Origin of the sequence: Micromonospora sp. WMMD734 (assembly GCF_049178975.1) — a bacterium.
GTDB lineage: Bacteria > Actinomycetota > Actinomycetes > Mycobacteriales > Micromonosporaceae > Micromonospora > Micromonospora wenchangensis.
In genome coordinates, this window is the sequence record NZ_JBMHMK010000001.1 from 446058 (window position 1) to 459735 (window position 13678).

The following is a 13678-nucleotide window of genomic DNA, read 5'->3' on the forward strand; positions in this document are numbered from 1 at the left end:
GTGAGGTCCTTGGCTCTCGGCGTGGGGGCGCTTACGTTGCCCCGAAGAGGATCAGTGGTTGACATAACTGTAAGCCTCTAGTAGAGGGTTAGGGTTCACCGCTGATCCTCGCTGGTGACAGCTCGTCGACCACCGGTCGGGGCCACGCCGTACCGGGGCGCTGCGAGCCAATCTCGAAGGGAAAGGACCGGAGATGACACCTCCGCACAACTACCTGGCGGTCATCAAGGTCGTCGGCATCGGCGGCGGCGGCGTCAACGCCGTCAACCGCATGATCGAGGTTGGGCTCAAGGGCGTCGAGTTCATCGCGATCAACACCGACGCGCAGGCGTTGTTGATGAGTGACGCCGACGTCAAGCTCGACGTCGGCCGGGAGCTGACCCGGGGGCTCGGCGCGGGCGCCAACCCCGACGTCGGCAAGAACGCCGCCGAGGACCACCGCGACGAGATCGAGGAGGTGCTCAAGGGCGCCGACATGGTCTTCGTCACCTGCGGCGAGGGCGGTGGCACGGGCACCGGCGGCGCGCCGGTGGTGGCCAACATCGCCCGTAAACTCGGCGCGCTGACCATCGGCGTGGTGACCCGGCCGTTCTCCTTCGAGGGCAAGCGCCGCCAGGTGCAGGCCGAGGCGGGGATAGACGAACTGCGCAACCAGTGCGACACGCTGATCGTCATCCCGAACGACAGGTTGCTCGCGCTGGGCGACCGGGGGATCAGCATGATGGACGCCTTCCGCACCGCCGACCAGGTGCTGCTCTCCGGTGTCCAGGGCATCACCGACCTGATCACCACGCCCGGCCTGATCAACCTGGACTTCGCCGACGTCAAGAGCGTGATGAGCGGGGCGGGCAGCGCGCTGATGGGCATCGGCAGCGCCCGGGGCGAGAACCGGGCGGTCGAGGCGGCCGAGGCGGCCATCTCCAGCCCGCTGCTGGAGCAGAGCATGGACGGCGCGCGGGGCGTGCTGCTGTCCATCGCCGGCGGCTCCGACCTGGGCCTGTTCGAGATCAACGACGCCGCGCAGCTGGTCACCGACGCGGCCCACCCGGACGCCAACATCATCTTCGGTGCGGTCATCGACGACGCGCTCGGCGACGAGGTGCGGGTCACCGTGATCGCCGCCGGCTTCGACGGCGGCACGCCCGCGTACAAGGCCTCCGAGTCGCCGCGCAAGAGCAACCAGAACCAGCCCACCCCGCAGGCTCCGGCGGTCACCACGCCGGCCGCCATGCCGCCGCCGCAGCAGTCGCCGCGCCGGGTGCTCTTCGACGACGTCGACGTGCCCGACTTCCTCAAGAACGGTTCCTGAGCCCGCCGATGACGGACAACCACGCCACCCCGTCGGGCGGGTCCCCGGCTGGTCGCGTCACCGCGTCGCCGACCGGGCGGCCCGGCCGATGACGGCGGCACCCGATCCGGTGGGTGCGGACCGCCGCGCCGCGCTGGCGGCCGGGCTGGCCGCGGTACGGGCCCGGATCGCCGACGCCTGCGCGGCCGCCGGCCGGGACCCGGCCGGGGTGACGATGATCGCGGTGACCAAGACGTACCCGGCCGGCGACGCGGTCGCGCTGGCCGGGCTCGGGGTCACCGACCTGGGGGAGAACCGGGACCAGGAGGCCGCGCCGAAGGCGGCGGAGGTGGCGGCGGCCGGCGCGGACGTCCGCTGGCACTTCATCGGCCAGTTGCAGCGCAACAAGGCCCGCTCGGTGGTGCGCTACGCCGACGTGGTGCACTCCGTGGACAGTGTCCGGCTGGCCCGCGCGCTGGCCACCGCGGCCGAGTCCGCACGGGACCGTCCGTTGCAGACGTTGGTGCAGGTCAGCCTGGACGGTGACCCGGCGCGTGGCGGTGCCCTGCCGGAGGCGGCCGACCCCGAGCGGGGGCTGCGCCCGGTGGCCGAGGCGCTGGCCGGCGCGGAGGCGTTGCGGCTGGCGGGGCTGATGGCGGTGGCGCCGCTGGGCTGGGAACCGGAGCGGGCGTTCGCCCGGCTGGCCGAGGTGGCGGCGGCCTTCCGGGTCGGGTATCCGACGGCCACCGTGCTCTCCGCCGGGATGAGCGGCGACCTGGAAGCGGCCATCGGGTACGGCGCGACACATGTCCGCGTCGGCAGCGCGTTGCTCGGAATGCGTTCCACGCTGCGGTAGCCTGACCGCGGTAGAAGCAAATTACATCAGTGTTGTTCAGGGGTGGCGCCCCCGGTCGGGGGCCACGACGGGCGAGCCGCGAATCGCCAGTCGGGGATTGCCGCTCTGATCCGGTGGGCATGGATTCCACTCGCGATCATGGCGACACGGCACGGGGGTGCGTGCCGCACGGCGGACGGAAGGGCGCGGGATGGGTGCACTGCGCAAGGCGGGGGTCTGGCTCGGTCTCGTCGAGGAGGACGACGAGCGGGGCTACGACGAGGGCTACGACAAGCCCGGCTACCGCGAGTCGCGGTACCGGTCGAGCCGGTACGCCGAGGAGTTCGCCGACGACGACGAGGACGACGCGGAGGAGCCGCCGGCACCGCGTCCGCGCCTCGGTGACCGGGGTCGGCTGACGGACCGGTCGAGCCGGCTCGCCGAGGCCGACCGGGCCGACGACGAGCGTCCGGAGCGCCCCGAGCGTCCGGAGCGGGCCAGCGTCCGGTCGATCACCCGGTCGGGTGGCACGGACACCTCGGGCGCGCTGAGCTACCACACCCGGGACAATCTGGCGCTGGCGCCGCAGGCGTCGCCCCGGGAGCGGCCGGTGGTGGCCGAGGAGGAGCAGCGCTACCAGATCACCACCCTGCACCCGACCACCTACCGCGAGGCGCGGACCATCGGCGAGCACTTCCGCGACGGCGTCCCGGTGATCATCAACCTCACCGAGATGGACGAGGCCGACGCCCGCCGGCTGGTGGACTTCGCCGCCGGGCTGGCGTTCGGGCTGCGCGGTACGATCGAGCGCGTGACCAACCGGGTGTTCCTGCTCTCACCGGCCAACGTCCAGGTCACCGCGGAGGACAAAGCCAAGATCGCTGAGGGCGGCTTTTTCTCCCTGAGCTAAGTCCACCCGACCGAGGGACGTCGCTGCCGTGTTGTCGATCATGTTCCAGCTGCTCTACCTGATCTTGTACGTCTTTCTTATCGTGCTGTTGGCCCGATTCGTTCTCGGTGCCGTCCTCCAGTACGGTCGTCGGTGGCAACCGGGGCGTGGCGCGTCCGCCGGACTTGAGTCCGTGTGGAGCGTCACTGATCCGCCTCTCAAGGCGTTGAGGCGGGTGATCCCCCCACTGCGAATTGGTACCGTGAGCATCGACCTGGCCTCCCTTGTGCTCCTGGTTATCCTGTTCGTGCTGATGAGGTTTGTGTTAGATCCGCTGATCAGGAACTTCTCCTGACCAGCGCGCGCTTTCGCGGCCGCAACTGACCCGAGGAGTTTCGATGCCGCTGACACCGGCCGACGTGCACAACGTCGCCTTCAAAAAGCCGCCGATCGGCAAGCGGGGGTACGACGAGGAGGAGGTCGACGCCTTCCTGGACGAGGTCGAGCGTGAGCTTGCCCGTCTGATCGAGGAGAACAACGAGCTGCGCGCCCAGGTGGAGCGCGGCGGTCGTGGTGGGGCCCCTGCCGGCCCCGGTGGCGATGCCCGGCTGGCGGCGGAGCTCAACGACGTCAAGGCCCAGCTCGACCGGGTGCAGCGCGACAAGGCCGCCGCCGAGCAGGCCGCCCGCGCCATGCAGGCCGAGCTGGAGCAGGTCCGCAGCACCGGTGGCCCGGCCGTCGGCGGCGACGGCGAGCAGCAGGCGCTGCGGGTGCTGATGATGGCCCAGCGCACCGCCGACGACCACGTCTCCGACGCCCGTCGGGAGGCCGACCAGCTGCTCTCCGAGGCGCGTTCCAAGGCCGAGGAGGTCACCCGCGAGGCGCGGGCCAAGGCCGACGCGCTGGAGCGCGACGCCCGTCAGCGGCACCAGGAGGCCATGGGCGGCCTGGACGCCAAGCGGACCGCGTTGCAGAAGCACATCGAGGAGCTCAAGCAGTTCGAGCGTGAGTACCGCACCCGGCTCAAGGCGTACCTGGAGAGCCAGCTGCGGGACCTCGACGGTCGGGGCCAGGGCCTCGAAGCCGAGATGACCCGCGCCGAGGGCACCCGTGCCGTCGGTGGCAACGGCCTCGCCGCGGCCGGCCTCGCCGGCTCGTACGGCGGCGGTCGCTCCGGCGCCCTCGAAGCAGGTCGCTGATCCACGGTCGGCGGCCGTCCCCCGACGGTCGCCGACCCAGCCACGACCCACGACGCGGCGGGGGTGAGCCGTGCTAGTCGCCAGTCTGCTGCTCATCCTCGTCGCGGTCGTCCTGCTGGCGTTCGGTCTCGTCGACGGCTCCAGCACGCTGTTGACCAGTTCCATCGCGGCCAGTCTGTTGGCCGCCGTCGCGTTGGTGGCCGGTGCCCGCCAGGCAGCCGTCACCCGGGCGAGGGCGGCGGACCGGGCGCAGGCGCGGGGTCGGGGCGCGACGGAGTCCCACCCGACCACCCCGCCGGCCGCGTCCGTGCCGTCGGACGAACCGACGACGTACCCTGCGACGACGTTCGGCACCGGTGACGCCGGGTGGCGGCAACCACCCGGCACACCGGTGACCGGCGATCCCGTCGACGTTTCCACCCGCCCCGACGCCGGTGCCTGGGAGCCCGACGCGGAGGCCCCCTGGGAGCCCGTCGTCGTGTCCTCCGTGCCGGGCCGCACGGGCCCCGACCCGGTGGCCGGGCCCGGCGCGGACCCGGCCACCGACCCTCACCTGCCCGACCCGGACGACCCGCGTCGGGACCCGGCGGACGACCCGGCCTGGGCGGCCGGGGACGATCTCGCGCCGCCCTGGGAGCACTCGGACGACGCCGCGTCGCCGTGGGACCCGCCGGCCCAACGGGTCCCGCCCGCCGATGCCGCCCGGGTGGCCCAGCTCGACGCCGAGGTGCGGGTGGTCGACGGGCATCCCCGCTACCACCTGCTCTCCTGCGCCCACCTGATCGAACGGGACCACGAGCCGCTGCCGGTGCACGAGGCGGTCTCCCTCGGCTTCACCCCGTGCGGCCTGTGCAACCCGGACACCGCCCTGCTCGCCGACACCTACCCCCGCTGAGGTCGGCGTCGATGCCCACTGACGACACGGTGACCGTCGCGGTGCGGGTCAAGCCCGGCGCGTCCCGGCCCCGGGTCGGCGGCTGCTTCACCGGCCCGCACGGGCCCGCCCTGGTGATCGCCGTGACCGCGCCGGCCGTGGACGGCCGGGCCACCGAGGCGGCCCGTCGGGCGTTGGCCGGGGCGCTCGGGGTCCGCCCGGCGGCGGTGGCGCTGCGTACCGGCGCAGCCAGCCGGGACAAACTCTTCCTGGTGGACGGGGTGACGCCGGAGGTCACCGCGCTGCTGCGGCGGCTGCGCGACGGATCGGCCGGGTGACGGTGCCCCGGGTGGGGCGCCCGTGACGCCGGGACTGGATCTGGCTCTGCTCCTGGGGGCGGCCGTACTGCTGGTGGCGATCGGCGCGGTGCGGTTCTCCACCCGGCTGGGCGTGCCGAGCCTGCTGGTCTATCTCGCGCTCGGGGTGGCGATCGGCGAGGCCGGGCTGGGCATCCGGTTCGACGACGCCGAGCTGACCCGGGTGCTGGGGTTCTGCGCCCTTATCGTGATCATCGCCGAGGGCGGGCTCACCGCCCGGTGGAGCACCCTGCGCCCGGTGCTCGGGCTGGCCGGCGCGTTGTCCACCGTCGGGGTGCTGGTCAGCATCGTCGTCGTCGGGCTGGTGGTGCACCTGCTGCTCGGGCTGGACTGGCGGTTGGCGCTGCTCTACGGCGCGGTGCTCTCCTCCACCGACGCGGCGGCGGTGTTCGCCACGCTGCGCCGGTTGCGGCTGCCGCCCCGGCTGGTGGCCGCCCTGGAGGCCGAATCGGGCATGAACGACGCCCCGGTGGTGATCCTGGTGGTGCTGCTGTCGCGCACCGGGCCGGTGGAGCACCCGTGGTGGTTCGAGGTCTTCCTGGTCGGCTACGAGCTGGGGGTGGGTGCGGCGGTGGGGTTGGCCACCGGGCTGGCCGGCCGGTTCGCGCTGCGCCGGGCGGCGCTGCCGTCGTCCGGGTTGTACCCGATCGCCGCGGTCGGGTTCACCGTGCTGGCGTACGCGGCCGGCGCGGTGCTGCACGCCTCCGGGTTCCTCGCCGTCTACGTGGCCGGGGTGCTGCTCGGCAACGCCCGGCTGCCGCACCGGCAGGCCATCCTGGGGTTCGCCGACGGGCTGGCCTGGCTGGCCCAGATCGGGTTGTTCGTGCTGCTCGGGCTGTTGGCCACGCCGGAGCGGTTGCACACCGCGCTGGTGCCGGCGGTGGTCACCGGGCTGGCCCTGCTGCTGGTGGCCCGGCCACTGTCGGTGCTGGTGTCGGCGTTGCCGTTCCGGGTGGGCCTGCGCGAGCAGCTCTTCCTGTCCTGGGCGGGGCTGCGTGGCGCGGTGCCGATCGTGCTGGCCACCATCCCGTTGTCGGCCCGGGTGCCCGGGGCGGACCGGCTGTTCGACGCGGTCTTCGTCCTGGTGGTGATCTTCACGGTGCTCCAGGCGGGCACGCTCGCGCCGGCCGCCCGCCGGTTGCGGGTGACCGCCCCGGCCGAGCCGGCCGAGATCCGGGTGGAGACCGCCCCGCTGGAGCGGATGCGGGCGGATCTGCTCCAGCTGGAGGTGCCGGCGGGGTCCCGGCTGGCCGGGGTGCACGTGGACGAGCTGCGGTTGCCGGTGGGCGCGTCGGTGACCCTGGTGCTGCGCGACGGGGTGGGGTTCGTGCCGGGCGCGGACACCCGGCTCAAGACCGGGGACAGCATGTTGATCGTGGCGACCGCCGGGGTGCGGGACGAGGCGGAGCGGCGGCTGCGGGCGATCAGTCGGCGGGGTCGCCTGGCGAGGTGGTTCGGCGAGTACGGCGAGGATCGGGAGGGCTGATCTGCTAGTCTTCGTTTTGCCCCAATTAGCGGTTATTAGGGGCTGAATAGCGGTACGACAGTGCGGCACGTTGTCGGACGCCTGTACGTTCCGTATTCTTGCCAACCTCCGGAGTGCGCGGCCACCGTTGCCGTGCGCCCGTTTTGTTACCCGGGGACGCCACATCGGCGGACCCTGTCCGGGCACCGCCGAGCGCCGCGTCCCGCGGCTGAGGGAGCTGACGATGGCGAAGCCAGCCGACACCAGGACCGCCGGTCGCAAACCCGCGGCGAAGGCCACCGCGCAGGCCACCCGCAGCGCGGCGGAGACCGAGAAGATCCGGGCGGCCCTGGCAGCCCGACGGGACGAGCTGCGTGCCGAGTACGATCAGACGCTGAGCGAGATCACCGAGCTGCAGCGCGACCGGCTGACCGACTCGGCCGGGGACGACCAGGCCGACACCGGCACCAAGACGTTCGAGCGCGAGCAGGAGATCTCCCTCGCCAACAGCATCCGGGAACGGATCACCCAGGTCGAGCGTGCCCTGGAGCGGCTCGACGAGGGCGGCTACGGATGGTGCGAGCGGTGCGGGAACCCGATCCCGGTCGAGCGGCTCGCCGCCTTCCCGTCGGCGACCCTCTGCGTGACCTGCAAGCAGCTGGAGGAACGGCGCTGACGTCCGCTCCCCGGTGACCTCGCGAGACGGCGGACCTGCGTCGTCGGGACAGTCGATGGGGAGTCGATGACCACAGCACCGACCGCCGGATCCGGCACCACCGAGCCGGCCGGCCGTACGCCCCGCCGCAGGGCGGTCGTGCTCCTCGTGGGCATCGCGCTGCTCGCGCTGCTGACGGATCTGCTCACCAAGCATCTCGCCCTGCAACTGCTCGACGACCGCCCGCCGGTGCGCCTGCTCGGCGGGGCGGTCTACCTCACCCTGACCCGCAACAGCGGCGCGGCGTGGAGCATCGGCGCCGACCACACCTGGGTGTTCCCGCTGATCACCATCGGGGTGGTCGGCTGGATCGCCTGGATGGCGCTGCGGTTGCGCTCGCTGCCCTGGGCGGTCTCGCTGGGGCTGGTGCTGGGCGGCGCGCTGGGCAACCTCACCGACCGGATCTTCCGCGCGCCCGGCCACTTCGTCGGGCACGTGGTGGACATGGTCAGCCTCTTCGACCCGTACGGCCAGGTGTGGCCGGTGTTCAACCTGGCCGACAGCTGCCTGGTCTCCGGGGTGCTGCTGGCCGTGCTGCTGGAGCTGACCGGCCGGCAGCGCGACGGGCGGCGGGTCGGGGCCAAGGGCGACACCGCCACCCCGGCGACGACCGGACCACCCACCGGTCCGGTGTCCGCCGAGACCGCACCGACCGACGCCGAACCCCGGGAGCGGGCATGACCTCCACCTCCACCGCCACCGGTGGCGACCACCGCTCGCTGCCCGTCCCGGACGGCCTCGACGGCATGCGGCTCGACCAGGCGGTGTCCCGGCTGTTCGGGCTCTCCCGCACCGCTGCCGCCGCGCTGGTCGACGCCGGGGACGCCCTGGTCGACGGCGCGGCCCGGCAGAACTCGCACAAGGTACGCGCCGGCTCCTGGCTGGAGGTGACGCTGCCCGCCCCGGTCGCGCCACCGACCGTGGTGCCGCAGGCGGTCCCCGGGCTGACCGTGGTCTACGCCGACGACGACATCGTCGTGGTGGACAAGCCGGTGGGGGTGGCCGCCCACCCCAGCCCCGGCTGGACCGGCCCGACCGTCATCGGCGGCCTGGCCGCGATCGGCCACCGGATCTCCACCAGCGGGGCGGCCGAGCGGCAGGGTGTGGTGCACCGCCTCGACGTGGGCACCACCGGGATCATGGCGGTGGCCAAGAGCGAGCAGGCGTACACCGCGCTCAAGCGGGCGTTCAAGTACCGCGAGGTGGAGAAGCGCTACCACGCGGTGGTCCAGGGGCACCCCGATCCGTCGCGCGGCACCATCGACGCCCCGATCGACAGGCACCCGCACCACGACTACCGCTGGGCGGTGGTCTCCGACGGCAAGCCGAGCATCACCCACTACGACACCATCGAGGCGTTCCCGGCGGCCAGCCTGCTCGACGTCCGGCTGGAGACGGGGCGTACCCACCAGATCCGGGTGCACTTCTCGACCCTGCGGCACCCCTGCGTCGGCGACCTCACCTACGGGGCCGACCCGACCCTGTCGGCCCGGCTCGAACTGCGCCGGCAGTGGCTGCACGCCAGGTCGTTGACCTTCGCCCACCCACGCACCGGCGACGACGTGACCTTCGTCAGCGAGTACCCGGACGACCTGGCCCGCGCGCTGACGATCCTGCGCGACTGACCGTGCGGCACGATCCGCCGGACGACCCCGGGCCGACCGACGCCCCGGCGGCCGGCGCGCCCCGGCCGGCCCGGTGGCTGGTCACCACGGCGGTGTTCGCCGTCGGCGCGGTGCTGCTCGCCGCCGGCTGGTCGGCCCGCCGGCCGGCACCCGTCGGTGACCGTACGGTCGGGCAGGTGACCCGGGTCGGGGTGCTGCCCGGGGACTCGCTGCCCGGCTACGCCACCGCCAGCCGGGCCGAACTCGCCGCGCTCACCGCCGGGGCGTACGCCCTGGTGAGTTTCGACGGGTACGTCGCGCCGGACCGGCTGCCGGCGCTGCTGGCCGGCGTCGAGGTGGCGGCGGTGGTGGTCCGGGTGCCGCTGCCCGACCGGCAGACCGAGGTGGTCCGGCTGCCGGCGCAGCGGCTGCCGCAGGACGTCACCGCCGGGATGGCCGGTCTCGCCGACCGCAAGGACCGGGAGGCCGCCGACCGGCGCAGCCGGGCCGCCGCCGCCGACGACCCGACGACCCGCCGAGAGTACGAGACCGGGGCGCAGGTCGCCGCGCGGGAGGCGGCCGGCTACCGGTCGGCGTGCGCCTGCGTCTACGCGGCGGTGGTCCGGGCCGAGCCGGCCGCCCTGCGTGCCACGGCCGGGCGGGACGGGGTCCGTACGGTCGACCCGGCCCCGGAGGTGACCCGGCTGGACCGGACGGTCTTCCTGCCGCCGCTGCCGGAGCAGCGGGACGTGGCCCGGCCCCCCGCCGACACCGACCAACCACCCGCCTGACCCCGCTCCCGCCCGCCGGCCGCCCGGCCCGGACGTCCGGCGGTGGGCGATTCGTCGGAAGGAGCACCCCGTGTGATCGTGCCGGTACCCGCACCGACCGGGGTGGGACCGGGCCGGCTGGTGCCGACCCCCGCTCCCACCTCCCCGGACTCCCGTCGCGGTGCGTCGCCCGTCCGGTCGCGGTAAGTATTGTCCCCGGCAGATGTGTGCAGACCGGTGTGGTCCGAATAGGGTTTCGTTCGTAGCCTGTCAGGCGGAGATCGACGGCGCGGGAGGGCGAGCCTTGGACGGCACCGAGACCGGCTGGGGCCGGTCGGCCGAACCGGCACCGCGATGGCGGACGCTCTTCGAGCGCGCCCGCCTCGGTGGACGCGCCGCCGAACCGGCGGAGCCGGACCGCCGTGGCGGCGACGCGCCCCGGGAGCCGCTGCCCGGCCGGGCGCCCGGTGGCGGCTGGTCCGGCCGGGGGTCGGCCGCCGTGCCGCCACCGCCCGACCCGGGCTACGGCCCCGATCCCGGGTACGGCCCCGATCCGGGCTACCGCCCCGGCGTCAGCTACCCGGTGGACCCGGGCCGTCCGACCGACCAGGGCTACCGGGCTGCCCCGGGCTATCCGGCCGCCCCGGGCCGTCCCGCCGACCAGGGCTATCCGGCCGATCCCGGCTACCGTGCCCCCGGTGGCTACCCGGCCGACCCCGGCTACCTGCCGGAGCCGGCCCGGCCGCCGGAGCCGCCGGTCGTCCCGTCCCGCTACGCGCTGCTCGACAACGGTTACCGGGCCGAGCCGCCGCCCACCGAGTCCCGCTACGCGCTGCTGGACAACGGCTACCGCACGCCCGGCTACGCGCCCCCGGAGCCGACGTACCAGCCGCCGCAACCCGCCTACCCCGAGCCGGCGGCGTATCCCGAGCCCGGATACCCGGCGACGCCGACGTACCAGCCGGAGCCGGTCTACCAGCCCGAACCGACGTACCAGCCCGAGCCCGCCTACCAGCCGGAGCCGACGTACCAGCCGGAGCCGGTGGCGTACCCGCCGGCGGTGACCGCCGACCGGGGCTACCCGGCCCGGATCGAGCCGGCCCGCATCGAGTGGCGTCAGCAGGGTCCCCAGGACGAGCAGGAACGGGCCGCCGGCATCCTCCGCCGCGACCTGGGCACCCCCCGGGTGCTCGCCTTCGCCAACCCCAAGGGTGGGGTGCACAAGACCACCGCCACGGTGCTCGCCGCCGCCACCGTCGGCAGCGTCCGGGGCCGGGGGGTGCTCGCCTGGGACGACAACGAGCTGCGCGGCACCCTCGGGCTGCGCGCCGGCAGCGCCCGACACGCCCGGACGATCAGGCATCTGATCAGCGATCTGGCGCACATCGAGATCCGGGACGGCGCGGAGCTGCTGGAGTCCCTCGACGACTATCTGCGGCACGCCTCCGACGGCTCGTACGACGTGCTGGCCGGGGAGGAGAGCCCCCGGTTCGCCCAGCGGCTCGACCAGTTCACCGTCAAGCGGGTGCTGGAGCTGCTGCGCCGCACCCACGACGTGGTCTGCGTGGACACCGGCAACAACGTGGAGAGCCCCAACTGGCGCACCGTCATGCACGCCGCCGACCAGCTCGTGGTGACCACCGTGCCCCGCGAGGACGCCGCGTTCAGCGCCGACTGGATGCTGGACCTGCTGCACGAGGAGGGCATGGGCGAGTTGGCCGACAACGCGGTCACCCTGATCTCCTGCCCCACCCCCGGCCGGTCCACCCTCCAGGACGACCTGGAGCGGCACTTCGCCACCCGGACCCGGGCCGTCGCCGTCGTGCCGTACGACCCGGTGCTGGAGACCGGCTCGTCGATCGAGTACCACCAGCTCCAGGCGGAGACCCGGGCCGCGTGGCTGCGGGCCGCCTCGGTGATGCTGGAACCGTTCGCCCGGTGAGGGGTGGTACGGGCTCCGCCGCCCCGCCGTGCCACCACGCCTGAGAGGATCATCGGGTGAGCCCGGACACCCCCGATCCGTACCGCCCCGCCGACACCCCGGCGGGTGCCGCGCCCACCCCGCCCGCCGGGCCGTCCGCCGATGGGCCGCCCGCCGCCGAGTCGGCTGCCGCTGAGTCGCGCGGCGACGAGTCGTCTGCCGCCGGAGCACCGGCCGGGCCCGGCCACGACCCGGGTGGGTCGTACCTGCCGTGGCCGCCGCCGTCCGGCTGGCCGGCGCAGCCGGGGGAGCCGGGGGAGCCGCGACCCCGGCACACCCCGGCGGTGGCGGCCGGCCTGGTGCTGGGCCTGACCGCGCTGGGGGTGCCGCTGGGACTGCTCTGGGCCGCGCTGGCCCCGGACACCCCGGTGCTCAAGACCGCCGAGGGCGCCGTCTACGCCCAGCCCCAGCCGGAGCAGCCGATCGCCGCGGACGGCTGGTTCAGCCTGCTCGGGCTCGGCTTCGGGGTGCTCGCCGCGATCGCGGTGTGGATGCTGCTGCGTCGCCGCCGGGGCCCGGTGAACCTGGTCGCGCTGACCGTCGGCGCGCTCGGCACCGCCCTGGTCGCCTGGCAGGTGGGCCGCCGGGTCGGGCTGGACGGCTACCAGCGGCTGCTCGCCACCGCCCCCGCCGGCACGTCCTTCGACAAGCCGGCCGACCTGCGGGCCGGGGGCATCGACCGGCTCTTCGGCGTGCTGCCCGTGCCGTACGGCAACCTGCTGCTGGCCGCGTTCGCCGCCGCCGTCGCGTACACCCTGCTGGCCGGCTGGTCGCGGTGGCCGTCGCTGCGCCCGGAGCCGGAGCCCGGCGGACCCGGCTGGCCGGACGCGTCGGGCGCGGCCGGTGCGCCCGACGGGGGCGGCCCGCCGGGTGCGGTCGGCCCGGCGGGCGGGGTCAGTTGGGGGCCGGCGGGGACGCCAGCTCCGACAGCGGCACCGGAACCGCCCGCACCTGACGCAGCAGGGCCGACTCGCGGTTGAGCAGCCGCAGCTCGGCGCGCAGCCGGGCGGCGGTGTCGTCGATGGCGAGCAGCCGTTGCCGGTCGGCCACGGTCAGCACGGCGGTGGCCGCCACCAGGTGCGACAGCACCGTCGGGTCCTCCGGGAGCTGCTCGGACAGCTCCTGCGGGTCGTCCCGGATCAGGCCCAGGTACTGCCGGAACACCGCGATCACCCGGGCCGCCAGCAGCTCGGCGGCCTCGTCCGGGCCGGTCGGCTCGGGCAGCCACTCGACGTCGGCGGTCAGGTAGGGGGCGGCCTCCCGGTCGACCCCGGCGACCCGGAACCGCCGCCGGCCCACCGTGACGATGTCGAAGCCACCGTCGTCCAGCTCGGTGACCTGACGCAGCTCGGCGGTGCAACCCACCTCGTGCAGGGTCACCTCGCCGCCGCCCGGGGTGGCCCGGCCCCCGGCCGGGGCGACCTCCCAGCCGGAGCGGATGGCCACCACACCGAACTCGCGGGGCATCCCCTCGGGGCGCCCGACCAGGTCCCGTACCAGGTGGCGGTAGCGTTCCTCGAAGATGTGCAACGGCAGCACCAGACCCGGGAAGAGCACCGTTGCGAGGGGAAACACCGGCAGCCGTGCGGTCACGCGTCCGAGCGTAGCCCGATCCGGCGCGGTCGGCGTGTCCCGGCTCACCGTCCCGCGGTACGGGCGGCCCGGGTCGCCCTCCGGGCCG

General features: G+C 74.4%; 15 protein-coding genes. 14 read left to right on the forward strand and 1 reads right to left on the reverse strand.

Annotated elements, in window-relative coordinates; translation table 11 throughout:
- Window positions 1-193 precede the first annotated feature (193 nt).
- The 14 genes from ftsZ (at window position 194) to ACN267_RS02105 (ending at window position 12977) form a co-directional block, all read left to right on the forward strand.
- A complete protein-coding gene (gene ftsZ / locus ACN267_RS02040) occupies window positions 194-1309 on the forward strand; it encodes a cell division protein FtsZ (protein ID WP_204959270.1) in 1116 nt (371 codons plus the stop codon).
- Between the two features lie 88 nt (window positions 1310-1397).
- A complete protein-coding gene (locus ACN267_RS02045) occupies window positions 1398-2144 on the forward strand; it encodes a YggS family pyridoxal phosphate-dependent enzyme (RefSeq protein WP_204959269.1) in 747 nt (248 codons plus the stop codon).
- 190 nt (window positions 2145-2334) lie between these two features.
- Window positions 2335-3033 (forward strand): cell division protein SepF, encoded by a 699-nt coding sequence (locus tag ACN267_RS02050; RefSeq protein ID WP_204959268.1) that lies wholly within the window; start codon window positions 2335-2337, stop codon window positions 3031-3033.
- Window positions 3034-3061: 28 nt separating this feature from the next.
- The gene (locus ACN267_RS02055) at window positions 3062-3367 is read left to right on the forward strand and encodes a YggT family protein (protein WP_088643046.1); all 306 of its coding nucleotides are present in this window, start codon (window positions 3062-3064) and stop codon (window positions 3365-3367) included.
- A gap of 43 nt (window positions 3368-3410) precedes the next feature.
- Window positions 3411-4211, forward strand: a complete 801-nt coding sequence (locus ACN267_RS02060) for a DivIVA domain-containing protein (RefSeq protein WP_204959267.1) — start codon at window positions 3411-3413, stop codon at window positions 4209-4211.
- A 70-nt stretch (window positions 4212-4281) separates the two neighbouring features.
- The gene (locus ACN267_RS02065) at window positions 4282-5106 is read left to right on the forward strand and encodes a hypothetical protein (protein WP_204959266.1); all 825 of its coding nucleotides are present in this window, start codon (window positions 4282-4284) and stop codon (window positions 5104-5106) included.
- Between the two features lie 11 nt (window positions 5107-5117).
- Window positions 5118-5423 carry a DUF167 domain-containing protein gene (locus ACN267_RS02070; RefSeq protein WP_204959265.1) on the forward strand — a complete coding sequence of 102 codons (306 nt, stop codon included), beginning with the start codon at window positions 5118-5120 and terminating at the stop codon, window positions 5421-5423.
- 22 nt (window positions 5424-5445) lie between these two features.
- Window positions 5446-6948, forward strand: a complete 1503-nt coding sequence (locus tag ACN267_RS02075) for a potassium/proton antiporter (protein WP_204959264.1) — start codon at window positions 5446-5448, stop codon at window positions 6946-6948.
- A gap of 223 nt (window positions 6949-7171) precedes the next feature.
- Window positions 7172-7603 (forward strand): TraR/DksA family transcriptional regulator, encoded by a 432-nt coding sequence (locus tag ACN267_RS02080; protein ID WP_204959263.1) that lies wholly within the window; start codon window positions 7172-7174, stop codon window positions 7601-7603.
- 66 nt (window positions 7604-7669) lie between these two features.
- Entirely contained in the window at window positions 7670-8323 is a 654-nt protein-coding gene (lspA, locus tag ACN267_RS02085; RefSeq protein ID WP_204959262.1) for a signal peptidase II, read from the forward strand.
- Window positions 8320-9267 carry an RluA family pseudouridine synthase gene (locus tag ACN267_RS02090; protein WP_204959261.1) on the forward strand — a complete coding sequence of 316 codons (948 nt, stop codon included), beginning with the start codon at window positions 8320-8322 and terminating at the stop codon, window positions 9265-9267. The genes lspA and ACN267_RS02090 overlap by 4 nt, the downstream gene beginning before the upstream one ends.
- A 2-nt stretch (window positions 9268-9269) precedes the next feature.
- Window positions 9270-10037: a hypothetical protein gene (locus tag ACN267_RS02095; RefSeq protein ID WP_421487785.1), complete on the forward strand. Its 768-nt coding sequence runs from the start codon at window positions 9270-9272 to the stop codon at window positions 10035-10037.
- A gap of 283 nt (window positions 10038-10320) precedes the next feature.
- Window positions 10321-11958, forward strand: coding sequence for a MinD/ParA family ATP-binding protein (locus ACN267_RS02100; RefSeq protein WP_204959259.1), 1638 nt, complete (start codon window positions 10321-10323; stop codon window positions 11956-11958).
- A gap of 56 nt (window positions 11959-12014) precedes the next feature.
- Entirely contained in the window at window positions 12015-12977 is a 963-nt protein-coding gene (locus ACN267_RS02105; RefSeq protein ID WP_421487786.1) for a DUF2567 domain-containing protein, read from the forward strand.
- On the opposite strand, the gene ACN267_RS02110 is transcribed toward ACN267_RS02105, so the two are convergent.
- Window positions 12892-13590, reverse strand: a complete 699-nt coding sequence (locus ACN267_RS02110) for an LON peptidase substrate-binding domain-containing protein (protein ID WP_204959258.1) — start codon at window positions 13588-13590, stop codon at window positions 12892-12894. The two genes, ACN267_RS02105 and ACN267_RS02110, sit on opposite strands and share 86 nt — an antisense overlap.
- Window positions 13591-13678: the final 88 nt, after the last annotated feature.